This is a genomic window from Polaromonas sp. P1_H6, assembly GCF_056405195.1.
Genome location: NZ_JBFUCN010000007.1, coordinates 73,300 through 99,085, shown reverse-complemented (window position 1 = coordinate 99,085; position 25,786 = coordinate 73,300). Strand labels below are relative to the sequence as shown.

Here is a 25,786-nt window from a genome sequence, read left to right as displayed (position 1 = left end):
ATCACCCTCCCCACCAGTTGGGGCCGCGGAACCGGCTTTGCCGGGCCGCAGGCGCAGCGCCCCTTCGGGGGGAAGCGAAGTACACGAAGTGACAAGCGTGGGGGCTCACAGTAATTCCCTCCGCTTGATTTCTTTTTCAATGTCATCTTGTATCTGGCCCCATTGCGTGAGGAATTGGCGGCGCGTGAGCTCGAACAGGCCCAGTCCCGTGGCCAGCACAAAACCCGCGCCCAGCCAGCTGTTGAGGTTGGTCGCGTTAAGGCGCACGCCCATGAAGCCGAGTTCGGGGCCCAGCGCCGCGTTGAGCTGCAGGTGGTAAATCATCTCGACCATGGCGGCCGCGCCGGCCAGCGCCGTCAGCGCGGTCACCGCCATTCCCAGGTAGCCCACCCACAAGTTCCTGAGCTTGCCGAAGGAGGCCACGCGCAAATTCATCATGATCAGGCTGGCGATGCCGCCGGGCGCATACATCACCATGAACAGGAAAACCAGGCCCACGTAGAGCAGCCAGGCCATGGACAGCTCCGACAGCAGGATCAGCGCCAGCACCAGCAGGCCGGCGCCGATGATGGGGCCGAAGAAGAAGGTCGCGCCGCCCAGGAAGGTGAACAACAGCAGGCTGCCCGAGCGCAGGCCGCTCACGACTTCGGCGGTCACGATCTCGGAGTTGATGGCTGCCAGCCCGCCGCCTATGCCGGCGAAGAAGCCGGCGATGATGAAGGCGTAGTAGCGCACGCGCTGCGTGTTGTAGCCGATGAACTCCACGCGCTCGGGGTTGTCGCGCACGGCGTTCAGGATGCGGCCCAGCGGCGTGCGCGTGAAAGCGAACATGGCCGCCGTGCAGATGAAGCAGTAAAAAGCGATCAGGTAATAAACCTGGATCTGCGGGCCGAAGCTGATGCCGAACACCGGCTTGCCGTAGGCCCGGTTGGTGGTGATGCCGCCCTCCCCGCCGAAGAACTCGGGGAACATCAGCGACATGGCGAACACCAGCTCGCCCACGCCCAGCGTGATCATGGCAAAGGTGGTGCCGGCCTTCTTGGTGGTGACGTAGCCGAACAGCACGGCAAAGAACAGGCCCGACAGGCCGCCCACCAGCGGGATCAGCGGCAGCGGGATGTAAAAGCTGCCCTTGGCGGCCAGGTTCATCGCATGCACGGCCAGGAAGGAGCCCAGCCCGGCATAGACCGCATGGCCGAAACTCAGCATGCCGCCCTGCCCCAGCAGGATGTTGTAGCTCAGGCAGATGATGACCAGGTAGCCGGCCTGCGACAGCATGGTGAGCGCCAGGCTGCTCTTGAACATCATGGGCGCGACGATGAGCAGCAGCGCGTACAACGACCACAGCAGCCAGCGGCCGACGTTATAGGGTTTGAATTGGTGGTAAGGAGTTGACATGTGGCGACTCATCCTTCCCGCGTACCCAGAAGGCCTTTGGGCCGGAAGATAAGGATCAGCACCAAAAAGAGGAACGGCAGGATGGGCGCCACCTGCGAAATGGTGAGCTTGAGCAAGGGGTAGCCAAAGGTTTCAGGCGTCACCACGTACTTGAAGTGCCCCAAAAGCGTGATCAGCGACTGGTCGAGCGCAATGGCGAAAGTCTGGATCAGGCCTATCAACAGCGAAGCCAGGAAGGCGCCGCTCAGCGAGCCCATGCCGCCCACCACCACCACCACAAAGATGATGGCGCCGACCGAGCCGGCCATGGCGGGCTCGGTGATGAAGGTGTTGCCGCCTATGACGCCGGCCAGGCCCGCCAGCGCCGCGCCGCCGCCGAAGACCAGCATGAAGACGCGCGGCACGTTGTGGCCCAGCGCCTCCACCGTTTCAGGATGCGTGAGCGCGGCCTGGATGACCAGGCCTATGCGCGTGCGCGTCAGCAGCAGCCAGATGCCGGCCAGCATGGCCAGCGAAATGAACATGATGAAGGCGCGCGACTTCGGAAAGTTGGTGCCGAACACCGTGAACAGCGGCCCCTGCAGGCCTTCGGGCAGCACGTAGTTGACGGCCGATCGGCCCCAGACCAGCTGCACCAGCTCCAGCAGCAGGTAGGACAGCCCGAAGGTAACCAGCAGCTCGGGCACGTGGCCGAACTTGTGCACCTTGCGCAGGCAAAAGCGCTCGAAGGCCGCACCCATCACAAACACCAGCAGCGGCGCCACCAGCAGCGACCACCAGAAGCCTATGACCTGCGAGGTGCTGTAGGCGATATAGGCGCCGACCATGTAGAAGGACGCGTGCGCAAAATTGAGCACGCCCATCATGCTGAAGATCAGCGTCAGGCCGGAACTGAGCATGAACAGCAGCAAACCGTAGCTGAGGCCGTTGAGCATCGCGATGGTGAAGGATTCCAGATTCATCGATAAGCGCCTGTTGAAAAAAGCCGGATGAAAAAAAGGCCCGAACTCGGATCGGGCCTGTGTCCGTCAGCGGGACGCCGGGATCACCCCGGGCGCTTCATCTGGCACGAGGTGGGCGTGCTGGCCACATAGGGCTCATAGTATTTGACCGGCACAAAGGTGTAGCCCGTGTTCTCGGCATCGTAGGGGTATTTGCCGCCGGCTTTTTCCCATTTGTCGATGTAGAGGCCCTGCTGCAGCTGGTGGTCGGTCTTGCGCATCTCGACATCGCCGTTGAAGCTCTTGAAGCGCAGGCCTTCCATGGCCTTGGCCACCACGGCCGGCTCGGTCGACTTGGTCTGCGCCATGGCTTCGGTCAGGATGGTGAAAGCGTGGAAGATCGCGCCGGTGTAGAAGTCGTCGTTGAACTTCTTCTTGTAGTCGGCCTGGATCTGCTGGATCTCGCCGCCCATGTTGAGGTGGTTGTAGGCCACCATGTAGACCCGGCCGGCCGAGGCCGCGCCCAGCGCGGTCGGCGTGCCGGTGACACCGGCGTAGTAGGTGTAGAACTTGACGTTGTTCAGGCCCGCCTCGTTGGCGGCCTTTACCAGCAGCGAGAGGTCGGAGCCCCAGTTGCCGGTAATCACGGTGTCGGCGCCCGACTGCTTGATCTTGGCGATGTAGGGCGCGAAGTCGCGCACCTGCGCCAGCGGGTGCAGGTCTTCGCCGACGATCTGGATGTCGGGGCGCTTGCTGGCCAGGTTGGCCTTGGCGAACTTGGCGACCTGCTGGCCGTGCGAGTAGTTCTGGTTGATCAGGTAGACCTTCTTGATGTCCTGCTGGTCCTTCATGAAGGCCGTCAGGGCCTCCATCTTCATGGAGGTGTCGGCATCCAGGCGGAAGTGCCAGTACTCGCACTTGCTGTTGGTGAGGTCCGGGTCCACCGCGGCGTAGTTGAGGTAGACCACTTCCTTGCCGGGATTGCGTTCGTTGTACTTGGACAGCGCGTCCATGATGGCCAGCGCCGGGCCCGAGCCGTTGCCCTGCACCACGTAGCGCGCGCCCTGGTCGATGGCGGACTTCAGCGCGTTGGTGGTTTCCTGCGGGCTGAGCTTGTTGTCGATGCCGATGATCTCGAACTTCACGCCGGCCTTGTTCTTTTTGCTGAACTGCTCGGCCAGGAACTGGAAGCCCTTGAGCTGGTTGGTGCCGACCGCCGCCATCAGGCCGGACAGCGGGTCCAGCCAGGCGATCTTGACGGTCTGGTTCAGGTTGACCGCACCGCCGGCCGCGGGCGCGGTGACGGCAGCCTTGGCCGGAGCCGCGGCCTTGGCTGCCGGCGCCTGAGCCAGCGTCATGCCGCTGTAAAGCATGGCGGACACCGCCATGGCAACGCCGGCGTGCCGTGCGAAAAATCGGGTTTGGGTTGTCATCCCTTGTCTCCTGAAAATTATGAATTTGCGAACGAAATCTAACGCGGGAACCGGCACAGGTTAGGTCAAAAAATGTTGCACTGCGTCAGGGAATGCCCTAGCCGATGTCACGGACGCGACCGTGGGCTAGAGCCCCCACGTTCGCTCACTGCGTGTAGCTCTCTGCCCCCCGAGGGGGCGCTGCGCCTGCGGCCCGGCAAAGCCGGTTCCGCGGCCCCTGCTTGGTTAATACCCGCCCCGCTCTATGGCCGTGCCTAGGCTTGTGGCAATTTGTAATCCTTCAATTGCTCGCGCAGCTTGGTCTTGAGCATCTTGCCGGTGGCGCCCAGGGGAATGGCGTCGACGAAGACAACGTCGTCGGGAATTTGCCATTTCGCGGTCTTGCCTTCGTAGAAGCGCAGCAACTCTTCGCACGTGACGTCCATGCCTGGCTTTTTGACCACGGCGACGATGGGCCGCTCATCCCACTTGGGGTGCGCCACACCTATGCAGGCGGCCATGGCCACGGCCGGATGCGCCACGGCGATGTTCTCGACGTCGATGGAGCTGATCCATTCGCCACCCGACTTGATGACGTCCTTGCTGCGGTCGGTGATCTGCAGGTAGCCGTCGGGGTCTATGGTGCCGACGTCGCCCGTGGGGAACCAGCCGTCCACCAGCGGGTCGCCGCCTTCGCCCTTGAAGTATTCGCGCACGATCCACGGACCCTTGACGTAGAGGTCGCCGAAGACCTTGCCGTCCCAGGGCAGTTCCTGGCCCTCGGGGTCGACGATCTTCATATCGACGCCGTAGAGGGCGCGGCCCTGCTTGAGGCGTATCTTCATTTTTTCCGCTTCGGGCAGAGCGTCGTGCTTGTTCTTGAGCGTGCACAGCGTGCCCAGCGGGCTCATCTCGGTCATGCCCCAGGCGTGCAGCACTTCGACGCCGTAGTCTTCGCGGAAGGCATTGATCATGGCCGGCGGGCAGGCCGAGCCGCCGATGACGGTGCGCTTGAGCGTGGAGAACTTCAGGCCCGCGGGCTTCATGTGGGTCAGCAGCATCTGCCACACCGTGGGCACGCCGGCCGCGTAGGTGACTTTCTCGGCCTCGATCAGCTCGTAAATCGACTTGCCGTCCAGCGCCGGGCCCGGGAACACCAGCTTGGCGCCGGTGAGCGCGGCCGAGTACGGAATACCCCAGGCGTTGACGTGGAACATAGGCACGACCGGCAGGATGGCGTCGCGCGCGGAGATGCACATGACGTCGGGTAGCGCGGCCGCATAGGCATGCAACGTGCTGGAGCGGTGGCTGTAGAGCGCGGCCTTGGGGTTGCCCGTGGTGCCGCTGGTGTAGCACATGCTCGAAGCGGTGTTCTCGTCAAAGCTGGGCCAGTCGTAATCGGCCGCTTGCGCGCCTATCCAGCTTTCATAGCTTTGCAGATTCGGGATGCCGGAATCGGCCGGCAACTTGTCGGCGTCGCACAGCGCGATGTAGTGCTTGATGGTCGGGCAACGGGCGTGCACGGCCTGCACCAGCGGCAGAAAGCTCAGGTCGAAGCACAGCACCTGGTCTTCGGCGTGGTTGGCGATCCAGGCGATCTGGTCCGGGTGCAGGCGCGGGTTGATGGTATGCAGCACGCGGCCCGAGCCGCTCACGCCGTAATAAAGCTCGAGGTGACGGTAGCCGTTCCAGGCCAGCGTGGCGACGCGGTCGCTGAAGGCCAGCTTGAGGCTGTCCAGTGCCCTGGCGACGCGGCGCGCGCGCTGGCCCAGGTCTTTGTAGGTGTAGCGATGGATGTCGCCTTCAACCCGCCGGGAGACGATTTCCGCGTCGCCGTGGTGGCGTTCCGCAAATTCGATCAAACCGGAAATTAGCAGTGGCTGGCTTTGCATTAACCCGAGCATCAAGAGTCTCCATTGTTTTACGTAAACATCCGCAAGCGGCCCATCATGCCGCAGCACAGCGGCACGGTCATGCGGGATTGCCCGTGAATCCACGGGTCCATGTCAGGTAGGGGACAATTTGCCCATGACCTCCGCAAACCTTTCAGCGACCGATACCGCGGCCACCGGCGACACCCTGGCTTGGCGCAACAGCTTTGCCGCCCTGGGCCCGGACTTCTACACCGAGCTTCAGCCCACACCCCTGCCCTCGCCCTACTGGGTCGGCAAAAGCCGCGCGCTGGCGCGCGAACTCGGGCTCGAAGACAGCTGGCTCGAATCAGCGGACACGCTGGAGGCCCTCACGGGCAATCGCATGCTGCCGGACTCCCGGCCCCTGGCCAGCGTCTACAGCGGCCACCAGTTCGGCGTCTGGGCCGGTCAGTTGGGCGACGGCCGCGCGCTGCTGCTGGGCGAGATAGACACCCCGCTCGGGCCGCGGGAAATCCAGCTCAAAGGCGCGGGCCAGACCCCCTATTCCCGTATGGGCGACGGCCGGGCCGTGCTGCGCAGTTCGATCCGTGAATTTCTGTGTTCCGAAGCCATGCACGGCCTGGGCATCCCGACCACGCGGGCGCTGTGCGTCACGGGCTCCGACGCGCCGGTGCGGCGCGAGGAAATCGAAACCGCCGCCGTGGTGACCCGCACCGCGCCCAGCTTTATCCGCTTCGGGCATTTCGAGCATTTCAGCTACACCGGCCAGCACGCCCAGCTCAAGACGCTCGCCGACTACGTGATAGACCGCTTCTACCCCGCCTGCCGCGAAGCGCCGCAGCCCTATGCGGCGCTGCTGGAGGCCGTCAGCGAGCGTACGGCGCACCTGATGGCGGCGTGGCAAGCGGTTGGCTTTTGCCACGGCGTGATGAACACAGACAACATGAGCATCCTGGGGCTGACCATCGATTACGGCCCCTTCCAGTTCCTGGACGCCTTCGACCCCGGCCACATCTGCAACCATTCGGATGCCCAGGGCCGCTATGCCTACAACCGGCAACCCAATATGGCTTACTGGAACCTGTTCTGCCTGGGCCAGGCCCTGCTGCCGCTGATCGGCGAGCAGGAACTGGCACTGGCCGCACTGGAACCCTACAAAACCCTGTTCCCCGAGGCCCTGTATGCCCGCATGCGCGGCAAGCTGGGCCTGGCGGACGAGCGGCCCGAAGACAAGGCCCTGGTGGACGACACTTTCAAGTTGCTGGCCGCCAACAAGGCCGACTACAGCATCTTCTGGCGGCGCCTGAACGGCTTCAAGCCGCAAAGCGGCCATGAACCGGTGCGCGACCTGTTTTTCGACCGCGAATCCTTCAATGCCTGGGCCCTGCAGTATTCTGAACGGCTGGCCGGCGCGGACCCCGAACTACGGGCCGGCCTGATGCACCGGAACAACCCGAAATTCGTGCTGCGCAACCATCTGGGCGAAGAAGCCATACGCGCCGCGAAACTAAAAGACTTTTCGGGTGTCGATACCTTGCTTGCCCTGCTGCAGTCCCCATGTGAAGAACATCCCGGCCATGACAGCTTTGCCGGTTTCCCGCCGGACTGGGCTTCATCGATTGAAATCAGTTGCAGTTCGTAACATCAAAGTCAAAATTCCAGGACACAAAACATGAGCGCCAAGATCCAGAAAACCGACGCCGAATGGAAAGCCTTGCTGGCCGAAAAAGGCGCCGAGCCGGCCGCCTTTGAAGTCACCCGCCATGCCGCCACCGAGCGGCCCTATACCGGCAAATACGAGGCCGTCTGGGCCGACGGCAGCTACCACTGCATCTGCTGCGGCGCCAAGCTCTTCGAGTCGGAAACCAAATTCGACGCGGGTTGCGGCTGGCCCAGCTTTTCCGAGGAGGCGGTGCCGGGCGCGATCGAGGAAATCGTGGACCGCAAGCACGGCATGCTGCGCACCGAAACGGTGTGCGCCAGCTGCGGCGCGCACCTGGGCCATGTGTTTCCCGACGGGCCGAGCCCGACCGGCCTGCGCTACTGCATGAATTCCGCCTCTTTGGACTTCAAATCAAAAGCCTGAAGCGGGAAAATGCATTGGGGCCGGGCCACGCGCCCGGCCAGGGACCACTCAAGGGCCTGCGCTTAGGCCAGATAATCAGCACATGAAAATTCTTTTCGACTTTTTGCCGATTGCCCTGTTCTTCGGCATGTTCAAGTACGCCGAAGGCCACAAGGACTGGGCGGCCTCCACTGCCACCGAATGGCTGGGTTTCATGGTGTCTGGCGGCGTGGTGGGCGCCACTGAAGCGCCCGTGCTGCTGGCGACCGTGGTGGTGATCATCGCCACGCTGGCGCAAATACTCTGGCTCAAGGCGCGCGGCAAGAAGGTCGACACCATGCTGTGGGTCAGCTGTGGGCTGGTTACCGTTCTTGGGGCCGCCACTATTTATTTCCATAGCGAGAGTTTCATCAAATGGAAACCCACGCTGCTTTACTGGATCACAGGCAGCGCCCTGTTGTTTGGGCAGCTGATTTTCAAGAAAAACGGCATACAGGCTCTCATGGGCTCACAGATGAATGCACCGGATTCAGTCTGGCGGGTCGTCAACTACAGCTGGGTTGTGTTTTTTGCGATCATGGGTTTGCTGAACTTGTGGATCGCGTTTACGTTTCCCACAAGTACCTGGGTCAACTTCAAACTGTTCGGCGGCATCGGCTTATTCCTGGTATTTGCGTTTGGACAAGCGTTCTACCTGAGCAAGCATGCCCAAGCGGACACCACCCCATGACCACCGCCCTTTCCAGCGCCTTGCCCGTGCGCACCGCGGAGATTGAGCGGCAGCTCCAGGCGCGGTTGCAGCCCACGCGGCTGGAAGTGATTGACGAGAGCGCCGCCCATGCCGGCCATGCCGGCGCCAACGCCGAGGGCTTCGGCAGCCATTTCCGCATCCGTATCGCGAGCCCGCTGTTTACCGGCCAAAGCCGGGTGGCGCGGCACCGGCTTGTGTATGATGCACTGCAAAATTTCATTGACGGGGGCCTGCATGCCCTGGCGATCGAGATCATCGAGTCACCCTGAAACCTGGCGGCGCCCCCGGAACGTCGGCCGCGAAGGCCGGGCATCATCCAGACACTAACAAGCATTCATCAAAGGACTGCAAGACATCATGAAGAAACAATTTTTACTGGCTACCGCCGTTGCGGGCCTGCTGGCCTTGGGCGCCCAAGGCGTGATGGCGCAGAACCTGGCCATCGTCAACGGCAAGGCCGTTCCCAAAACCCGCCTGGACTCGCTGGCCCAGCAGGTCGCCAAGTCGGGCCGTCCCGTGACGCCAGACATGGAGTCCCAGCTACGCGAGGAAGTCATCGCGCGCGAGGTCTTCATGCAGGAAGCTGAAAAGCGCGGCCTGTCGACCAGCGACGACGTCAAGGTGCAGATGGAACTGGCGCGCCAGACCATCCTGATCCGCGAGCTGTTCGCCGACTACCAGAAGAACAACCCTGTCACCGAAGCCGAGATGAAGGCCGAATACGACAAGTTCGCCGAAGCCAACGGCGGCAAGGAATACAAGGCCCGCCACATCCTGGTGGACAAGGAAAGCGAAGCCAAGGACATCATCGCCAGCCTGAAAAAAGGCGGCAAGTTCGACGACATCGCCAAGAAGAAGTCCAAGGATCCCGGATCCGGCGCCAAGGGTGGCGACCTCGACTGGGCCAACCCCTCCAGCTACGTGCCGGAGTTCACCCAGGCGCTGATCAAGCTGGGCAAGGGCCAGACCACCGACACCCCGGTGAAGACCGAGTTCGGCTACCACGTCATCCGCGTGGACGACATCCGCACGGCGCAGCTGCCCTCGTATGACGAAGTCAAGCCGCAGATCGCCCAGCAGATGCAGCAGCAGAAGCTGGCCGCCTTCCAGACCGACCTGCGCAAAAAGGCCAAGGTCGAGTAAGCAGCACCGCGGGCGCCCCCGTCCGCCTTGCCTTTCTGGAAAAAGCAGCTTTTTGGCTGCTTTTTTTCTTGGGGCCCACTCGACCGGGGCGGATTGCGTGAATTGCCGATTGACGAAGGTGGCGCGGGCCGTTCCAATGGCTCACATTCTTCCGGCGGCCCGATGCGCCAGCGCCCTGGCCTTGCTTTCTCCTCATCGCTCCCCCTACAGTCGAGGCGCATATGAATGACTCCAATCCTCTTTCCTCCCCTGCCGGCGGCGCTCCCGCCCCCGCTCTCCCGCAAGCTGTGCAGGACGCCCTGCAGCGCGGCAACCTGGTCGAAGCCATCAAGCTGATGCGCGCCGGCACGGGCCTGGGCCTGAAGGAAACCAAGGACGCGCTGGAAGCCTATATGCGCGGCGAACCGCCGGCCGCGGGCTTCGCACCCAAGGCCTTGCCCGCGGGCGCACCCCTGCCCGCGCAGGTCCAGGAGGCGCTGGACCAGGGCAACAAGATAGAGGCTGTACGGCGCTTGCGCGGCCTGACGGGCATGGGGCTCAAGGAAGCCAAGGATGCGGTGGAGGGTGTGATCGATGACGCGGGACCGGGCGCGAGCGAAGGCCTGTCCCCGGGCCAGGTGCGCGGCTCGAACGGCTTGTGGTGGTGGCTTGTTGCACTGGCCGTGCTGGGGCTGGCGGCTTTCGCGCTGCTGGGCTGCGCCTCCGCGCCGCCCGCCCCCGTCGCCGAACTGGCGCCTTCCGGCAAGCTCAAGGCTGCCATCAACTTCGGCAACCCCATCCTGGCGGTTCGCATGCCGGACGGTTCACCGCGCGGCGTCTCGGTGGACCTGTCCAACGAGCTCGGCAGGCGCCTGGGCGTGCCGGTGGAGCTGGTGACCTTCACCTCGGCCGGCAAGGTGGTGGAAGCGGTCAGGGATGCGCAGGTGGACATCGCCTTTGTCGCGATAGACCCGGTGCGCGGCGCCGACATGCTGCAGACACCGCCTTACGTCATCATTGAGGGCGCCTACCTGGTTCGCAATGATTCGCAGATACGCCGCAACGAGGACGTGGACCAGGCGGCGAACCGCGTCGTGGTCGGCAACGGCAGCGCCTACGACCTCTACCTGAGCCGCGAGCTGAAAGCCGCGAAGCTGGTCAAGGCCCCGACCTCGCCGGCGGTCACCGACGTCATGGTCGCGCAGAACATCGAGGTCGCGGCCGGCGTCAAGCAGCAGCTGGAGGCGGACGCGAAACGTGTGTCGGGCGTACGCCTGCTGCCGGGGCGCTTTATGGTGATCAACCAGGCCATGGGTTTGCCGAAGGGACGTGAGGCCGGTGCACGCTACCTGACGGCTTTTATCGAGGAGATGAAAGCCTCGGGTTTTGTCGCGCAGGCCTTGGCGCGGCATGGGATCGAAGGGGCGGCTGTCGCGCCGCCCGGCCGCTAAGTCCCTAAGGCCGGGAAATCAATCCCGCCGCAAGGATTGCAGCATCTGGATCGCGGGTCCGTTGACCGCCGCTGCGTCGCCGTTGCTCAGGATCGTAAAGCCCACCTGCAATTCGCCGACCGCGACCATGCCCTGTGTCAGGTTGCGGTATTCGCCGGGTTTGGGCGCCTTGTCGGTAGCCGAGAAGTAGGCGCCGAACAGGCCCTGACCCGACAGCTCACGCACGGGAAGCTCCGCCTCGACAGCCTGCGGCTTGGCCTTCTCGGCAGCGGCCGCCACCATCGCGCGCAGGAAGTCCGGTGTCAGCGGTTTGGCGTCGGCACGCATCGACCAGAGGGGCGTCACCATAATCTGGAAGTTTTTCTCGGTGATGGACGACAGGACAACGGTAGGCGGCAGCTCTGGCGCGGCGCGCCGTATCTGGCCCCGCCAGCCCACGGGAAGCGGAATGACCAGCGCCGGCCGCTCGGGCAGCGCCACGCGCATGTCGGCGGCCATGGCGCCGCAGGCGAGCAATCCGGACAAAGCGGCGATGAAGGCGCGCTTGAGCAATCGGTTCATGGACATCCCTCTGTTCTCGTTAGTTGATCAACCCACCCACTTGCGCGCGTTATGCCACAGGCTCATCCACGGGCTGCGTTCGCCGGCGTCGCCCGACGTCCAGCTCTTCTGGATGTTGCGGAACACGCGCTCGGGGTGCGGCATCATGGCCGTGAAGCGGCCGTCGGCCGTGGTCACGGCCGTCAGGCCGCCGGCGCTGCCGTTGGGATTAGCCGGATAGGCTTCCGTCGCTTTGCCGTGGTTATCGGTGAAACGCATTGCGGCAATGGCTTTGGACGCATCGCCCCGGAAGGCGAAATTGGCATAACCCTCGCCGTGCGCCACCGCGATCGGCAGGCGGCTGCCGGCCATGCCCTGCAGGAAGATGCTGGGCGATTCCAGCACTTCGACCATGCTCAGGCGCGCCTCGAAGCGTTCGCTGCGGTTGGTGGTGAAGCGCGGCCAGGCTTCGGCGCCGGGGATGATGTCGGCCAGCTCGGCAAACATCTGGCAGCCGTTGCACACGCCCAAGCCGAAGGTGTCCTGGCGCGCAAAGAAAGCCTTGAATTCTTCGGACAGCACCGGGTTGAAGGTGACCGAGCGCGCCCAGCCTACGCCGGCGCCCAAGGTGTCCCCATAGCTGAAGCCGCCGCAGGCCACGATGCCCTTGAAGTCGGCCAGCTTGGCGCGGCCGGTCTGCAGGTCGGTCATGTGCACGTCGCAGGCTTCAAAGCCGGCTTCGGTGAACACATACGCCATTTCCACATGCGAGTTGACGCCCTGCTCACGCAGAACCGCCACGCGGGGCCGTGCCGACAGGTTGAGCGCGGGAGCTACCGGCACCTTGGCCGGATCAAACGTCAGCTGTACTTGCAGGCCCGGGTCGGCGGGGTTGCCGGCGGCCGCGTGCTCGGTGTTGGCGCAATCGGGGTTGTCGCGTTGCTGGCAGATCTTCCAGCTGACGGAGTCCCAGACCTGGTGCAGGTCCTGCAACCTGGCCGAGAACACGGCCTTGGTGTCGCGCCAGACCTGGATCTCGCCCTTGCCGACTTCGAGGGAGGCATGCTGCGGGCGGGTCTTGCCGATGAAGTGGCTGAACTTTGACAGGCCGTGCTCGCGCAGGGTCTGCATGACTTCATTGCGCGCGGCGGTGGCCACCTGGATGACTGCGCCCAGCTCTTCGTTGAACAGCGCCTTGAGCGTGAGTTCTTCGCGGCGCGCGCCGACCTGGCTTGCCCAGTTCTTGCTGTCGCCGGTGTCCATGCGGCTGTCAGAAATGCCGTCGCCCTCGACCAGCAGCATGTCGATGTTGAGCGACACGCCCACGTTGCCGGCAAAACCCATTTCACAGACCGCGGCGAACAGGCCGCCGTCGCTGCGGTCGTGGTAAGCCATGAGCTTGCCCTCTTTGCGCAGCGCATTGATGGCATTCACCAGATTGACCAGGTCTTTCGGGTCGTCGAGGTCGGGCACATCGCCCTCTTCCTTGTTGAGCGTCTGCGCCAGGATGGAGCCGCCCATGCGGTTTTTGCCCTTCCCCAGATCGACCAGGATCAGCGTGCTGTCGGCCTCTTCGCGGTCCAGCTGCGGCGTCAGCGTGCCGCGCACGTCGGGCAGCGTGGCGAAGGCGCTCACGATCAGCGAGACCGGCGAGGTGACTTTCTTGCCGGCGTCGCCTTCACTCCACACAGTGCGCATGGACAGGGAATCCTTGCCGACCGGAATCGACACGCCCAGCGCCGGGCACAGCTCCATGCCCACGGCCTTGACGGTTTCATACAGCGCGGCGTCCTGGCCGGGCTCGCCGCAGGCGGCCATCCAGTTGGCGGACAGCTTGACGCGCGGCAGTTCAATCGGCGCGGCCAGCAAATTGGTGATGGCCTCGGCGACCGCCATGCGGCCGGAGGCTGCCGCGTTGACGGTGGCCAGCGGCGTGCGTTCGCCCATGCTCATGGCCTCGCCGGCAAAACCGCTGTAGTCGGCCAGCGTGACGGCGCAGTCAGCCACCGGCACCTGCCAGGGGCCGACCATCTGGTCGCGGTGCGTGAGGCCGCTCACGGTGCGGTCGCCTATGGTGATCAAAAAACGCTTGGAAGCGACAGTCGGGTGGCCCAGCACGGCGATCGCGCTTTGCTGCAGGTCCACGCCGGTCAGGTCGATCGGCTTGATCGAGTGTTTGACGGTTTTCACGTCGCGGTGCATCTTGGGCGGTTTGCCCAGCAGCACATTCATCGGCATGTCGACTGGAGCCGCGGCATCCTTGTCGGACAGCATCAACTGCTTTTCTTCCGTCGCCACGCCGATCACGGCAAAGGGGCAACGCTCGCGCTCGCAAAAAGCCTGGAACTGCGACAGCGACTCGGACGCGATCGCCATCACGTAGCGCTCCTGGCTTTCATTGCTCCAGATTTCCTTGGGCGAGAGGCCGCTTTCCTCCAGCGGCACGGCGCGCAGGTCGAACTTCGCGCCGCGGCCGGCGTCGTTCACGAGTTCGGGGAAGGCGTTGGACAAGCCGCCGGCGCCCACGTCGTGGATCGCCAGGATGGGGTTGGCCGCACCGAGCTGGGCGCACTGGTTGATGACTTCCTGGGCCCGGCGTTCAATTTCAGGATTGCCGCGCTGCACCGAGTCGAAGTCGAGCTGGGCTGCGTTGGCGCCCGAGGCCATGGAACTGGCCGCGCTACCGCCCATGCCGATGCGCATGCCGGGGCCGCCCAGCTGGATCAGCAGGGTACCGGCCGGGAACAGGATTTTTTGGGTGAGCGCCGCGTCAATCGTGCCGACGCCGCCCGCGATCATGATGGGCTTGTGGTAACCCCAGCGCTGGCCGCCCACGGTCTGCTCGTATTCGCGGAAGTAGCCGTTCAGATTGGGCCGGCCGAATTCGTTGTTAAAGGCCGCGCCGCCCAGCGGGCCTTCGGTCATGATCTGCAGCGGGCTGGCGATGTGTTCGGGCTTGCCGTAGTCGCCGTCAAACAATTTGGAGACCGTGAAACCGGTCAGGCCGGCCTTGGGCTTGGAGCCGCGGCCGGTCGCGCCCTCGTCGCGAATCTCGCCGCCCGCGCCGGTGGAGGCACCCGGGAACGGCGAGATCGCCGTCGGGTGGTTGTGGGTTTCGACCTTCATGAGCACATGCATCTGCACGTCGTCGGTGGCGCTGTAGGTCTGCTGGCCGGATAAGCCCGGTTTGGCATAAAACCGCTGGGTTTTGTAGCCTTCCATGACGGAGGCGTTGTCCGAATAGGCCACCACCGTGTGCTGGGGGTGCAGCTTTTCGGTGTTGCGGATCATGCCGAACAGGCTTTTTTCCTGCGGCACGCCGTCAATCGTGAAGTCGGCGTTGAAAATTTTGTGGCGGCAATGTTCGCTGTTGGCCTGGGCGAACATCATGAGCTCGACGTCGGTCGGGTTGCGCTTGAGTTGGGTGAAAGCGTTGACGAGATAGTCGATCTCGTCGGCGGCCAGCGCCAGGCCGAACTCGGCGTTGGCTTTTTCAAGCGCGGCCTTGCCGCCGGCCAGCACGTCAATCGTTTGCAGCGCTGCGCCCTGCAGCTCGGTGAACAGGCCCGCGGCTTCGGCGCGGTCGAACATCACGCTTTCGGTCATGCGGTCGTGCAACAGGCCGGCGACCTGCTCGCGCTGGGCGGCGCTCAGGGCCGTTTTGCTGAAAAATCCGGTTTTTAGCGTGACGCGGTATTCGGTGATGCGTTCGACGCGCTTGACGGCCAGGCCGCAGTTGTGGGCGATGTCTGTGGCCTTGGACGCCCAGGGCGAGACGGTGCCGAAACGCGGCGAAACGATAAAGGCCAGGGCATCGCCGGCCTTGCCCTCGGCCGGCGGGCAGGGTTCGCCGTAAGTGAGCAGCGCCGCGAGCTGGGCCTTGGCGGCCTCCGAGGGCGGCGACTCGGTTGCCACCAGGTGCACAAAGCGGGCGCTGATGCCGACGATCTTGTCGTGGATGGCTTGCAGGCGGGGAAGGAGTTGCTGGACGCGGAAGTCGCTGAGGGCGCTGATCCCGTGGGGTTCGCCCTCAAAAGTCGTCAGGTGCAGGGTCACGGTAGCGGTGGCCTTGTAGTGGGAAGTGGGCAGCTCATGGCTGTTTAGAACCTGTTCAACGTCTTTTTGGAGATCGCATTGGAGTGCAATCGGGATGAGTTGATGCTTCGGATGCGCCGCATGGGCTGATGCCCATGCAAGCAACCGGGGCGTCCAATCGCCCGATTTCACTCCAACCCTTCGGGCAAGTGCCTTTTCGGGCGGTCTGCGGCGTTGCGGCGCTTGCCCATAGCTGGGCTATGGGCTGCACACCGCGCCTTGCATCCCATCCCGAAAAGGTACTTGTGCGATTCCAAAAAGACATTGAACAGGTTCTTAGGGTTTAACACCGCCTGCAAGCGCCTGGTGGGGCCGGGTTTTGCGGGGTACGCGTTAACCCGTAATTTTATCAGTGACTGGGGCACCAGCGGACCGGCCGGGCATCGTGAACGAGCACTTTCGCGCTTCATTCGGGCCAAAAATGCAAAAGCCCTTGCCCCCATGCTGAAAATGCATGTGCCTGGGAGCGGTGGGATAATCGGGGCCATGAGTATTACTTACAAAGATGCTGACGGGATTGAAGGCATGCGCCTGGCCGGCAGGCTGGCCTCCGAAGTACTGGACTACCTCGCCCCCTTCGTGAAACCGGGCGTGACCACCAATGAAATCGACCGCCTGGCCCACGACTACATGACCCAGGTCCAGGGCACCATCCCCGCCACGCTGGGTTACGGCCCCCCGGGCTATGTGCCCTACCCCAAATCGCTGTGCACCTCGGTTAACCACCAGGTCTGCCACGGCATTCCCAACGACAAACCGCTCAAAAAAGGCGACATCGTCAACATCGACGTGACGGTCATCACCAAGGACGGCTGGCACGGCGACAACAGCCGCATGTACCTGGTCGGCGAGGCCTCGATCGCCGCCAAGCGCCTGTGCAACATCACCTATGAAGCCATGTGGCAGGGCATCATGCGCGTCAAGCCCGGCGTGCGGCTGGGCGACATCGGCTTCGCGATCCAGGCCTTCGCCGAAAAGCAGGGTTTTTCGGTGGTGCGCGAGTTCTGCGGCCATGGCATCGGCAAGAACTTCCACGAAGAACCCCAGGTGCTGCATTACGGCCGCCCCGGCACGCTCGAAGAACTGGTGCCCGGCATGACCTTCACCATCGAGCCCATGATCAACGCCGGCAAGCGTGACATCAAGGACGGCCCCGAAAAAGACGGCTGGAGCATCGTGACACGCGACCATTCGCTGTCCGCCCAGTGGGAACACACCATCCTGGTGACCGAGACCGGCTACGAGGTGTTGACCCTGTCCGCCGGCAGCCCGCCGATTCCGGCCTTTGTGCCGCAGCAAAGCCAGCTCCAGGCCACGGTCAGCGCCTGAGCGGGGCACCACCAGTGCCGGTACCGCGCGCGTCCTCCGACACGGCCCCTGCCACATTGAACGGCCTGGGCCCGGTGCGTGAGCAGTACAAGGCCGGCAAAGCCGCCCTGCTGGCCTCGTTGGCGGCCAGCGGCGCGTCCTCGCGCGGCATCCACAGCCTGCTGCAGAAATTCGCCCGCCACGCCGATGCCACATTGCAGGCGCTCTGGGAAGGCGCCGGCTTTCCGGCCGCGGCCTGCCTGGTCGCCGCCGGTGGTTTCGGCCGCGGCGAGCTGTTTCCCCATTCGGACGTGGACGTGCTGCTGCTGCTGCCGGACAACACTGACGTCGATGCCGACCCGGCCCTGAAAGCCAAGGTCGAGCGTTTTATCGGCGCCTGCTGGGATGTCGGCCTGGAAATCGGCTCCAGCGTGCGGACCGCTTCCGGCTGCGTGGAGGAAGCCTCCAAGGACGTCACGGTGCAGACCTCGCTGCTGGAAGCGCGCCTGGTCGCCGGGTCCAAAAAGAACTTCCAGCAGTTGCAAAAACGCCTGGCCGCCGTGCTGGACCCGCAGGCCTTTTACGTGGCCAAGACCCTGGAACTGCGCCAGCGCCATAACAAGTTCGAGAACACGCCCTATTCGCTTGAGCCGAACTGCAAGGAATCGCCGGGCGGCCTGCGCGACCTGCAGGTGATCCTCTGGGTGGCACGTGCCGCCGGCCTGGGCAAGTCCTGGGACGACCTGGCCCGCAAGGGCCTGGCCACGCCCTTTGAGGTGCGGCAGATCAAGGCCAACGAGGCGCTGCTGAGCCTGATACGCGCCCGCCTGCACCTGATCGCGGGCCGACGCGAAGACCGCCTGGTGTTCGACCTGCAGACCGCGGTAGCCGAGTCCTTTGGTTATTCGGCCGAGGCCGACGACGGCAGCAAGCTGCCGCGCCGCGCCAGCGAGGCGCTCATGAAGCGTTATTACTGGGCCGCCAAGGCCGTGACCCAGCTCAACCAGATCCTGCTGCTCAACATCGAGGAGCGGCTGAACCCCAATACCTACCCACTGCGGCCCATCAACGAGCGCTTTTGCGACAAGGCCGGCATGCTGGAGGTGGCCAGCGACGACCTGTATGCGCGCGAGCCGCACGCGATTCTCGAAACCTTTTTGGTTTATGAAACCACCGTCGGCATCAAGGGCCTGTCGGCGCGCACCCTGCGCGCGCTCTACAACGCCCGCGGCCTGATGAACAGCAAGTTCCGCAGCGACCCGGTCAACCGCGACACCTTCCGCCGCATCCTGCAGCAGCCCGAGGGCATCACGCATGCCATGCGGCTCATGAACCAGACCTCGGTGCTGGGCCGCTACCTCTGGATCTTCCGCAAGATCGTCGGGCAGATGCAGCACGACCTGTTCCACGTCTATACGGTGGACCAGCACATCCTGATGGTGCTGCGCAACGTGCGGCGCTTCTTTATGGCCGAGCATTCGCACGAGTACCCGATGTGCTCGCAACTCGCGGGCGGCTGGGACAAGCCCTGGATCCTCTACATCGCCGCGCTGTTCCACGACATCGCCAAGGGCCGCGGCGGCGACCATTCAGAGCTGGGCTGCAAGGAAGTGCACATCTTCTGCCGCCAGCACGGCATCGCCGCCGAGGACGCGAAGCTGATCGAGTTCCTGGTCGGCGAGCACCTGAGCATGAGCCGCATCGCCCAGAAAGAAGACCTTAGCGACCCGGAGGTTATCGCGGCCTTTGCCAAACGCGTGGGCAACGAGCGCTACCTCACCGCGCTCTACCTGCTGACGGTGGCCGACATACGCGGCACCAGCCCCAAGGTCTGGAACGCCTGGAAAGGCAAGCTGCTCGAGGACCTGTACCGCTACACCCTGCGCGTGCTGGGCGGCCGCGCACCCGACGCGGACGCCGAAGTCGAGGCCCGCAAGCGCGAGGCCCTGACCACCCTGGCCCTGCACGCCGAACCCTTCGAGGCGCACAAGGCACTGTGGGACACGCTGGATGTCAGCTATTTCATGCGCCATGAGGCCTCCGACATCGCCTGGCACGCGCGCCAGCTGTCGCGCCACGTCGGCAAGGCCAAGGCCATCGTGCGCGCGCGCCGCTCATCGGCCGGCGAAGGCATGCAGGTGCTGGTCTACACGCCCGACGCGCCCGACCTGTTCGCGCGCATCTGCGGCTACTTCGACGAAGCCGGCTTCAGCATCCTGGACGCCAAGATCCACACCGCCCAGAACGGCTATGCGCTGGACACCTTCCAGGTCGTGAGCCCGACGCTGGCCGACCACTACCGCGAACTCGCGGCCATGGTAGAGGCCGATCTGGACCGCACCATCGAGGAGCCCGGCCCGCTGCCCCCGCCCGGCAAGGGCCGCGTGTCGCGCCGCGTCAAGAGCTTCCCGATCGCGCCGCGCGTGGACCTGCGGCCCGATGAAAAAGCCCAGCGCTGGCTGCTCAGCGTCTCGGCCAGCGACCGCGTGGGCCTGCTCTACCGCATCGCGCGGGTGCTGGCGCGCCACCGCATCAACCTGCAGCTGGCCAAGGTCAGCACCCTGGGCGAGCGCGTGGAAGACACGTTCTTGATCGACGGCCCCGAACTGCAGCACAACAAGGCGCAGATCGCGATCGAAACAGAATTACTCGAAGCGCTCAATACCTGATGGAATGAAATTTCAAATGGCCGGTTTGCGCAGGTACTGCAGCAGCCGACCTTTGTAGTGGCCACCGGCCGGTAATTCGGTCACACGTGTCTCGGTGCGTGAATAGCCCAGCCCATCCATCTTGCGGTTGAAACTGGCGCGGTTGCCGCGGTCCGGGTCGACGATCAGCACCTCGGTGTGCGGCAGCGCATGCAGCTCGATAAACTGCGATAACACCTCGGGCTGGCCGCGGTCGTAGAGCACGTCGCTGCCGATGATCAGGTCAAAACGCTCCAGCAGCGGATTGGCGCGCGACCAGTTGCCGGTCTGGTACTTCATCGCGGGCAGGTGGTTGAGCTTGAGGTTTTCAAGCAGGAACTCCGCCGCCAGAGGATGGCAGTCGCTGGCCGTGATGTTGCCGCCGCGCCTGTGCACGACCAGGCTGGCCAGCGCCAGGCCGCAACCGAGTTCAAGGATGCGCTTGCCTTCGAGCTCGAAGGTCAGCATGGCATGGGCCAGCACCCGGCCCGAAGGCCAGAGCAACCCGAAGATCGGCCATGCCGACGAAGAGATGCCTTCGCGTTCGGCCTCGCCCAGGGGATCGTGGAATTGCTGGCGGTCCAGCAGCGAACGCAGCTGCAGGTCGTCGCCGCTGCCGCTCACGGTTTCATATTTGAGCAGGTAAGGCGGCGAAGGCGGTGGGGAAGCAGCTCCGGGGATGGGAACTGCTCCCGACGCGGGAGCGAGCAACATCCGGAAATTTTTCCTTGCGTGACAACACGCTGAAACGGGGCGAAATAGCCCTCAACCGGGGCCAGTGTACGCCTGCCGCGCCCATCAAATGGCAGACGGCTCAGCGTTTTTCCAGCTGCTTGCCGGTCAGGCTCTTCAGGAATGCTTCGATGTCCTTGCGGTCGGCTGGCGGGATTTCCCGTCCCAGTTGATGGCGGCCCATCAACTGGATGGCCTCATCCAGGCTCTCTACGGCGCCGTCATGAAAATACGGGGCGGTGATGGCGACGTTACGCAAGGAGGCGACGCGGAATACGTGCATGTCTTCGTCTTTTTTGGTGACCAGCAAGCGCCCCTTGTCCGTCTCGACCATGGCGCCGCGGCCCTTCCTGGCACGGTCGCCATAGTAGTCGCCGATCAGGCTGAACTTCATGAAAGTGTTGCCACCCACATTAATTCCGTTGTGGCAACCCACGCAGCCCTGACTCTTGAACTTGTCGTAGCCGACTTTTTCCTGCGCGGTGATCGCCTTGTCGTCTCCCTTGAGCCAATCGTCGAAGCGCGAGGGCGTGACCAAGGAACGTTCGAAACTGACAATGGCCTCGCTGGCATTCTTCTGGGTCACGGGCTCGTCACCGCCATAAATGGCCTTGAACTCGGAAACCATGGCGGGGTCGGCCGCAAGGATGGTGAGCACCTTGCCCCAGTCGTGGCCCATGGTGTCGGCGTTGCCGACCGATCCCGAAATCTGGGCCTCAAGGTCCTTGGTGCGACCCGTCCAGTTGAGCCCTGCCGTGTTGTAGCGCACATTGAAAATTGTTGGCGAGTTCAGTTCACGCACCTTGCCGAATGCGCTGACGGAGTGCCGGCGGGGATCAGCCCCTCCGGCATGCGGAAGATGGCAGGATTGGCACGATACCGAGCCATCGCCCGAGAAACGCTTGTCCGCAAACAGCTTCTCGCCCAGTTTCGCTTTGGCCGGATCAACGTCGGTCACTTTGTCCGGCAATGGAAGAATGGGTTCCGGCGAACGGGTGGCCTGGGCGATCGCAAGCAATTGCGTCGCCGCGGCTATCGTCGCCGCCAGGACGGCAAGTTTGAACAAATGCACACTCATGCTTTCTCCTTCAGGCGCTAGCCATTGACCGTTCGTCTGCTGACAATCGCAGATGGGCATAAAGCAGAGTGTTCTTCTGGCGGTGCGCAACGGCCGGCGCTACGCCATACATCGGAATGCCTCTTTAATATTTTTCCATCGCCCCCGGCTGGCCGCCCTTCTTTTTAGTCGTCGTCCGACGCATCCAGCCCGGGAAAGAGTACTTCAGTGAAACCAAACTGCGTGAAGTCGCGGATGCGCATGGGGTACAGCGTGCCGATCAGATGGTCGCATTCATGCTGCACCACACGCGCATGAAAGCCCTCCACCGTGCGTTCTATCGCGTCGCCGTACTGGTCAAACCCGGCATAGTGGATGCGTGAATACCGCGGCACCACGCCGCGCAGCCCAGGCACCGAGAGGCAGCCTTCCCAGCCGTCCTCTTCCTCGGGGCCCAGCGGCTTGATCACAGGGTTGAGCAGCACCGTGCGCGGCACCAGCGGCGCATCGGGATAGCGTGGGTTGACCGCGTCGGTGCCGAAAATCACCAGTTGCAGGTCCACGCCGATTTGCGGCGCCGCCAGGCCCGCGCCGTTGACGGCGCGCATGGTGTCGAACATGTCCGAGATCAGCAGGTGCAGCTCATCGGTGTCGAAAGCGGTGACGGGCTGGGCGACACGCAGCAGCCGGGGGTCGCCCATCTTGAGGATTTCGCGTATGGTCATGCGCCGATTATGGCGGCGCGAAACCTTTTTGGCTTAATGCCAGCGCCTGTAGCCCCAGCCTCGGTAATAGCCGGGCGCGGGCACCACCACAACGGGGGCGGGTTCGACATAAACGGGGCGGGACGGGTAAACCGCCACGGGAGGGCCGACGGGGGCGACGACGCAGCCGGACAGCAAGGCGGCCAGGCCGGCGGCGGCCACCAGGGCGGGCAAACGTTTGTTATTCATGGAAAGCTCCTGTGTGTACAGGTCTTTTCAACGCTTGGCGCGGACGTCCGGCCTGACGTCCCGTGTGCAAACCCCGGTAACGCCATGTAAGCCGAAGCCGGCGACAGCTACTCCGTGGTGCGGGCGCTGCGGCAGCCCTGGCTCACCATGGGCAGGTGCCAGGAGGACGTCATGCTGACGGCCCGGCCAGCATGACCAGCAGCGCCGCCTCGTCGATCACGGGCACACCCAGCGTCTGCGCCTTGACCAGCTTGCTGCCGGCCTCCTCGCCGGCCACCACGTAGTCGGTCTTCTTGCTGACCGAGCCGGCCACCTTGCCGCCGGCGGCTTCGACCCTGTCCTTGGCCTCATCGCGGCTCAGGGTCGGCAAGGTGCCGGTGATGACAAAGGTCTTGCCCGACAGCGGCTGCGGCGCCCGGGCGGCGGGCTCGCCCTCTTCCCAGGTGACGCCGCAGGCGCGCAGCTGCTCGACCACCTCGCGGTTGTGCGGCTGCTCAAAAAAGGTGCGAATGCTTTGCGCGACGATGGGGCCCACGTCGCTGACCTCCAGCAGTTGCTCTTCCGTCGCGTCCATGATGGCATCGAGTTTGCCGAAATGCCGCGCCAGCTCCTTGGCGGTGGCTTCGCCGACGTGGCGTATGCCCAGGCCGAACAGGAAGCGCGGCAAGGTCGTCTGCTTGGATTTTTCGAGCGCTTCGAGCAGGTTGTTGGCCGATTTTTCGGCCATGCGGTCCAGCTCGGCCAACGCCGTGAGACCCAGCTTGTAGAGGTCAGGCAAGGTGCGGATGATGTTGGCGTCCACCAGTTGCTCGACCAGTTTGTCGCCCAGGCCTTCGACCTCGACGGCGCGGCGGTGCGCGTAATGCAGGATGGCCTCCTTGCGCTGGGCGCCGCAGAAAAGGCCGCCCGTGCAGCGGTAGTCTGCCTCGCCTTCCTCGCGCACGGCGTCCGAGCCGCAGACCGGGCATTTGCGCGGCATGCTGAACTGCGGCGCGTCCTGCACGCGTTTTTCAAGCAGCACACTGACGACTTCGGGGATCACGTCGCCCGCGCGGCGCACGATCACGGTGTCGCCCACACGCACGTCCTTGCGCCGCGCTTCATCCTCGTTATGCAGCGTGGCATTGGTCACGGTAACGCCGCCCACGAACACCGGCGCCAGCTTGGCCACCGGCGTGAGCTTGCCGGTGCGCCCGACCTGCACTTCGATGGCCTGCACGGTGGTGAGCTGCTCCTGGGCCGGGTATTTGTGCGCCACGGCCCAACGCGGTTCGCGCGAGACAAAGCCCATCTTCTTTTGCAGCGCCAGGCTGTTGACCTTGTAGACCACGCCGTCGATGTCGTAAGGCAGGCTGTCGCGCTGCTTGCCCATGGCCTGGTGGAAAGCGATCAGCTCGGGAGCGCCCTGCGCGAGCTGCGTCTGCGTTGCCACCGGAAAACCCCAGGAGCGCAGCGTCATCAGCAACTGGAGGTGGCTCTCGAAAGCCGGGCCGCCCTCTTCCGCCGGCGTGACCTCGCCCAGGCCGTAGGCAAAAAAACTCAAGCGCCGCCGCGCGGCCAAGGCCGGGTCCAGCTGGCGCACGCCGCCGGCCGCCGCGTTGCGCGGGTTGACGAAGGTTTTTTCGCCCTTCGCGCCTTGCGCGATCTTCTCGCGCTGCTTTTCGTTGAGCGCTTCAAAATCGGCGCGGCGCATATAGACCTCGCCGCGCACCTCCATCACGGGCGGCGCATCGGACGGCAGGCGCAAGGGAATCTGGTTGATGGTGCGGATGTTCTGCGTGACGTCCTCGCCGACCTCGCCGTCACCGCGCGTGGCGGCCTGCACCAGGATGCCGTTCTCATAACGCAAGCTCATGGCCAGGCCGTCGAACTTGAGCTCGGCCACGTACTCCACCGGCGGGTCTGACTCGGCCAGGCCCAGTTCCTTGCGCACGCGGGTGTCGAAGTTCTGAGCACCCGTCGCCTCGGTGTCGGTTTCGGTGCGTATGCTGAGCATGGGCAGCTTGTGGCGCACGCTGGCGAACTGGTCCAGCGGCTTGCCGCCCACGCGCTGGGTCGGTGAGTCCGGCGTCAACAGTTCGGGGTGGGCTGCTTCAAGTTCCTGCAGCTCCCTGAACAGCCTGTCGTATTCGGCATCGGGGATCGTGGGCTCGTCAAGCACGTAGTAGCGGTGCGCGTGCAGGTGCAGCTCTGCACGCAGGGCAGCGGCACGCGCCGCGGCGGAAGTTGGCTGCGGCGACGGTTCGGGCTGCGCAAACAGGTCTTTGGTGGCCATGGAAACACTCGAAATGGGGCGCAAGGCCGGGGGAATCAGGAAAAAAGCCGGCGTCCCAGCACCGAACCCGCCGACAAATCGCGGCTGTCCAGCGTGTCGTAGAGCTGCTCGAGGTCGGCGTGTATGACTTCCATGGCCTCGGGGCGGATCAGGTTGCCGTTGTCGTCGATGATCACGCCGTCCATGTTGGCGGCCAGGGCCAGCGCGGCTTCGCACATGCGGGCGAAGGGCTGCTCGGAGCGCAGCACCTGCGGCACGTCCAGAGACAGCGTGAGTTCACGCAGGGCCGTCTGTTCGGGGTCTTCGGCCATGGCGGCCTGGGTGTCGAAGGCCAGGCCCAGGATGGGCGCGTGGCCTTGCTGGCTGGCGGGCAGCACCATGCGGCCGGGAATGGAGCCGGCGACAAAGCCCAGGCGTGCCGCGCTTTGCTGCACATAGCCGGGGCTCCAGGCGGTGTTGACGGCGCGCAGCGTGAAACTCAGTTGCGCGTCGTGGGCGCTGGCGAATTGGTCGAGTTCGCGGGCGCGCGCGACCTCGTCCACCATCTCGGGAAACTCGGGCTCGCCGCCCACAGCGTCGGCAAAAGCCTGGGCCTTCATGACGAACTCGGAATATTCGATCTGGTTCAGCGCGCCGGTGCGGTTGGCCAGTTGCACGCCGCACTGGAAGGCGCTGTAGCGATGGCCGGCCGTGGGGAATTCCCATTCGCCGGTGATCACGCTAAGGCCTTCGACGCCAAAGGGCTTGCTGCCGGCGCGGCGCGTGCTGGGCATGGCGGCCAGCGCGGCTTCGCCCGAGACCACGCCGTCCAGGGCAACGGCCGCCATGGCGTCGATCAGGATGTCCAGGCCCGGCTTGCGCTCGGGCGTGGTGAGCCGCGTCAGTGAATTGAGGGAGGCCAGGCCCGAATCGGCGTCGAAGCTGGGCTCCAGGCGCTCCGGCTCGCCTGCAGTTTCGGCCGTCGAGTGGTCTACCGGCATAGTCGTTTCTGGCATGGGTACGGCCTCCGGCGTAGCACGCTTGGGCAGATTGCGGCGCGACGACCAGGCGCTATGCGCCACAACGCCGGCCAGCACCAGCCCGCCCACCACTGCCAGACTGATCTGCAAAGTGCTCATTGTGGGA

General features: G+C 64.3%; 20 protein-coding genes and 1 pseudogene. 9 read left to right on the top strand and 12 right to left on the bottom strand.

Features of this window, described 5'->3' with window-relative positions:
• Positions 1-105: 105 nt before the first annotated feature.
• The 4 genes from AC1D1F_RS08935 to AC1D1F_RS08920 all read right to left on the bottom strand — a co-directional run bounded on the left by AC1D1F_RS08935 (position 106) and on the right by AC1D1F_RS08920 (position 5,655).
• Positions 106-1,398, bottom strand: coding sequence for a branched-chain amino acid ABC transporter permease (locus AC1D1F_RS08935; protein WP_477700700.1), 1,293 nt, complete (start codon positions 1,396-1,398; stop codon positions 106-108).
• An 8-nt stretch (positions 1,399-1,406) separates the two neighbouring features.
• A complete protein-coding gene (locus tag AC1D1F_RS08930) occupies positions 1,407-2,360 on the bottom strand; it encodes a branched-chain amino acid ABC transporter permease (protein ID WP_477675394.1) in 954 nt (317 codons plus the stop codon).
• Positions 2,361-2,443: 83 nt separating this feature from the next.
• Positions 2,444-3,697 (bottom strand): branched-chain amino acid ABC transporter substrate-binding protein, encoded by a 1,254-nt coding sequence (locus AC1D1F_RS08925; RefSeq protein ID WP_477675417.1) that lies wholly within the window; start codon positions 3,695-3,697, stop codon positions 2,444-2,446.
• Between the two features lie 329 nt (positions 3,698-4,026).
• On the bottom strand, positions 4,027-5,655 hold the full coding sequence (locus AC1D1F_RS08920) for a 3-(methylthio)propionyl-CoA ligase (RefSeq protein WP_477696565.1): 1,629 nt from the start codon (positions 5,653-5,655) through the stop codon (positions 4,027-4,029).
• A 124-nt stretch (positions 5,656-5,779) separates the two neighbouring features.
• On the opposite strand from AC1D1F_RS08920, the gene AC1D1F_RS08915 reads away from it, so the two are divergent.
• The 7 genes and pseudogenes from AC1D1F_RS08915 (at position 5,780) to AC1D1F_RS08885 (ending at position 11,014) form a co-directional block, all read left to right on the top strand.
• Complete coding sequence (locus AC1D1F_RS08915) at positions 5,780-7,267, top strand: protein adenylyltransferase SelO (RefSeq protein WP_477700699.1); 1,488 nt, start codon at positions 5,780-5,782, stop codon at positions 7,265-7,267.
• 30 nt (positions 7,268-7,297) lie between these two features.
• Positions 7,298-7,711 (top strand): peptide-methionine (R)-S-oxide reductase MsrB, encoded by a 414-nt coding sequence (gene msrB, locus AC1D1F_RS08910; protein ID WP_477651875.1) that lies wholly within the window; start codon positions 7,298-7,300, stop codon positions 7,709-7,711.
• A gap of 82 nt (positions 7,712-7,793) precedes the next feature.
• The gene (locus AC1D1F_RS08905) at positions 7,794-8,420 is read left to right on the top strand and encodes a septation protein A (protein WP_477675392.1); all 627 of its coding nucleotides are present in this window, start codon (positions 7,794-7,796) and stop codon (positions 8,418-8,420) included.
• A complete protein-coding gene (locus tag AC1D1F_RS08900) occupies positions 8,417-8,710 on the top strand; it encodes a BolA family protein (RefSeq protein ID WP_477675391.1) in 294 nt (97 codons plus the stop codon). Before AC1D1F_RS08905 ends, AC1D1F_RS08900 begins: the two co-directional genes overlap by 4 nt.
• A gap of 88 nt (positions 8,711-8,798) precedes the next feature.
• On the top strand, positions 8,799-9,584 hold the full coding sequence (locus AC1D1F_RS08895) for a peptidylprolyl isomerase (protein WP_477675390.1): 786 nt from the start codon (positions 8,799-8,801) through the stop codon (positions 9,582-9,584).
• A gap of 221 nt (positions 9,585-9,805) precedes the next feature.
• A pseudogene (locus tag AC1D1F_RS08890) lies at positions 9,806-10,141 on the top strand (hypothetical protein); the annotation flags it as partial.
• A gap of 129 nt (positions 10,142-10,270) precedes the next feature.
• Complete coding sequence (locus AC1D1F_RS08885) at positions 10,271-11,014, top strand: ABC transporter substrate-binding protein (protein ID WP_477675416.1); 744 nt, start codon at positions 10,271-10,273, stop codon at positions 11,012-11,014.
• A gap of 18 nt (positions 11,015-11,032) precedes the next feature.
• On the opposite strand, the gene AC1D1F_RS08880 is transcribed toward AC1D1F_RS08885, so the two are convergent.
• Together AC1D1F_RS08880 and purL are read right to left on the bottom strand one after the other, a co-directional pair.
• Positions 11,033-11,575, bottom strand: coding sequence for a hypothetical protein (locus AC1D1F_RS08880; RefSeq protein WP_477675389.1), 543 nt, complete (start codon positions 11,573-11,575; stop codon positions 11,033-11,035).
• A gap of 27 nt (positions 11,576-11,602) precedes the next feature.
• The gene (purL, locus tag AC1D1F_RS08875; protein ID WP_477675388.1) at positions 11,603-15,610 is read right to left on the bottom strand and encodes a phosphoribosylformylglycinamidine synthase; all 4,008 of its coding nucleotides are present in this window, start codon (positions 15,608-15,610) and stop codon (positions 11,603-11,605) included.
• Positions 15,611-16,135: 525 nt separating this feature from the next.
• Here purL and map point away from each other — a divergent pair.
• On the top strand, positions 16,136-16,978 hold the full coding sequence (map, locus tag AC1D1F_RS08870) for a type I methionyl aminopeptidase (RefSeq protein ID WP_477675387.1): 843 nt from the start codon (positions 16,136-16,138) through the stop codon (positions 16,976-16,978).
• A 56-nt stretch (positions 16,979-17,034) separates the two neighbouring features.
• Positions 17,035-19,626: a [protein-PII] uridylyltransferase gene (locus AC1D1F_RS08865; protein WP_477675386.1), complete on the top strand. Its 2,592-nt coding sequence runs from the start codon at positions 17,035-17,037 to the stop codon at positions 19,624-19,626.
• A gap of 12 nt (positions 19,627-19,638) precedes the next feature.
• Here AC1D1F_RS08865 and AC1D1F_RS08860 read toward each other — a convergent pair whose 3' ends face one another.
• The 6 genes from AC1D1F_RS08860 to AC1D1F_RS08835 all read right to left on the bottom strand — a co-directional run bounded on the left by AC1D1F_RS08860 (position 19,639) and on the right by AC1D1F_RS08835 (position 25,779).
• Complete coding sequence (locus AC1D1F_RS08860) at positions 19,639-20,358, bottom strand: class I SAM-dependent methyltransferase (protein ID WP_477675385.1); 720 nt, start codon at positions 20,356-20,358, stop codon at positions 19,639-19,641.
• A gap of 100 nt (positions 20,359-20,458) precedes the next feature.
• Entirely contained in the window at positions 20,459-21,454 is a 996-nt protein-coding gene (locus AC1D1F_RS08855; RefSeq protein WP_477675384.1) for a cytochrome-c peroxidase, read from the bottom strand.
• A 164-nt stretch (positions 21,455-21,618) separates the two neighbouring features.
• Complete coding sequence (gene def / locus AC1D1F_RS08850; RefSeq protein WP_411879299.1) at positions 21,619-22,158, bottom strand: peptide deformylase; 540 nt, start codon at positions 22,156-22,158, stop codon at positions 21,619-21,621.
• Positions 22,159-22,191: 33 nt separating this feature from the next.
• Positions 22,192-22,386, bottom strand: coding sequence for a hypothetical protein (locus AC1D1F_RS08845; RefSeq protein WP_436154570.1), 195 nt, complete (start codon positions 22,384-22,386; stop codon positions 22,192-22,194).
• Positions 22,387-22,555: 169 nt separating this feature from the next.
• Positions 22,556-24,661 (bottom strand): NAD-dependent DNA ligase LigA, encoded by a 2,106-nt coding sequence (gene ligA / locus AC1D1F_RS08840; protein ID WP_477675383.1) that lies wholly within the window; start codon positions 24,659-24,661, stop codon positions 22,556-22,558.
• Between the two features lie 35 nt (positions 24,662-24,696).
• Positions 24,697-25,779, bottom strand: a complete 1,083-nt coding sequence (locus AC1D1F_RS08835; RefSeq protein ID WP_477697031.1) for a cell division protein ZipA C-terminal FtsZ-binding domain-containing protein — start codon at positions 25,777-25,779, stop codon at positions 24,697-24,699.
• Positions 25,780-25,786 lie beyond the last annotated feature (7 nt).

Bases quoted from the DNA above. Each gene is read 5' to 3' on its own strand.
- AC1D1F_RS08935 (WP_477700700.1), bottom strand. From the start codon at position 1,398: ATGTCAACTCCTTACCACCAATTCAAACCCTATAACGTCGGCCGCTGG.
- AC1D1F_RS08930 (WP_477675394.1), bottom strand. From the start codon at position 2,360: ATGAATCTGGAATCCTTCACCATCGCGATGCTCAACGGCCTCAGCTAC.
- AC1D1F_RS08925 (WP_477675417.1), bottom strand. From the start codon at position 3,697: ATGACGCTGGCTCAGGCGCCGGCAGCCAAGGCCGCGGCTCCGGCCAAG.
- AC1D1F_RS08920 (WP_477696565.1), bottom strand. From the start codon at position 5,655: ATGCTCGGGTTAATGCAAAGCCAGCCACTGCTAATTTCCGGTTTGATC.
- AC1D1F_RS08915 (WP_477700699.1), top strand. From the start codon at position 5,780: ATGACCTCCGCAAACCTTTCAGCGACCGATACCGCGGCCACCGGCGAC.
- msrB (WP_477651875.1), top strand. From the start codon at position 7,298: ATGAGCGCCAAGATCCAGAAAACCGACGCCGAATGGAAAGCCTTGCTG.
- AC1D1F_RS08905 (WP_477675392.1), top strand. From the start codon at position 7,794: ATGAAAATTCTTTTCGACTTTTTGCCGATTGCCCTGTTCTTCGGCATG.
- AC1D1F_RS08900 (WP_477675391.1), top strand. From the start codon at position 8,417: ATGACCACCGCCCTTTCCAGCGCCTTGCCCGTGCGCACCGCGGAGATT.
- AC1D1F_RS08895 (WP_477675390.1), top strand. From the start codon at position 8,799: ATGAAGAAACAATTTTTACTGGCTACCGCCGTTGCGGGCCTGCTGGCC.
- AC1D1F_RS08880 (WP_477675389.1), bottom strand. From the start codon at position 11,575: ATGAACCGATTGCTCAAGCGCGCCTTCATCGCCGCTTTGTCCGGATTG.
- map (WP_477675387.1), top strand. From the start codon at position 16,136: ATGAGTATTACTTACAAAGATGCTGACGGGATTGAAGGCATGCGCCTG.
- AC1D1F_RS08860 (WP_477675385.1), bottom strand. From the start codon at position 20,358: ATGTTGCTCGCTCCCGCGTCGGGAGCAGTTCCCATCCCCGGAGCTGCT.
- AC1D1F_RS08855 (WP_477675384.1), bottom strand. From the start codon at position 21,454: ATGAGTGTGCATTTGTTCAAACTTGCCGTCCTGGCGGCGACGATAGCC.
- def (WP_411879299.1), bottom strand. From the start codon at position 22,158: ATGACCATACGCGAAATCCTCAAGATGGGCGACCCCCGGCTGCTGCGT.
- AC1D1F_RS08845 (WP_436154570.1), bottom strand. From the start codon at position 22,386: ATGAATAACAAACGTTTGCCCGCCCTGGTGGCCGCCGCCGGCCTGGCC.
- ligA (WP_477675383.1), bottom strand. From the start codon at position 24,661: ATGGCCACCAAAGACCTGTTTGCGCAGCCCGAACCGTCGCCGCAGCCA.
- AC1D1F_RS08835 (WP_477697031.1), bottom strand. From the start codon at position 25,779: ATGAGCACTTTGCAGATCAGTCTGGCAGTGGTGGGCGGGCTGGTGCTG.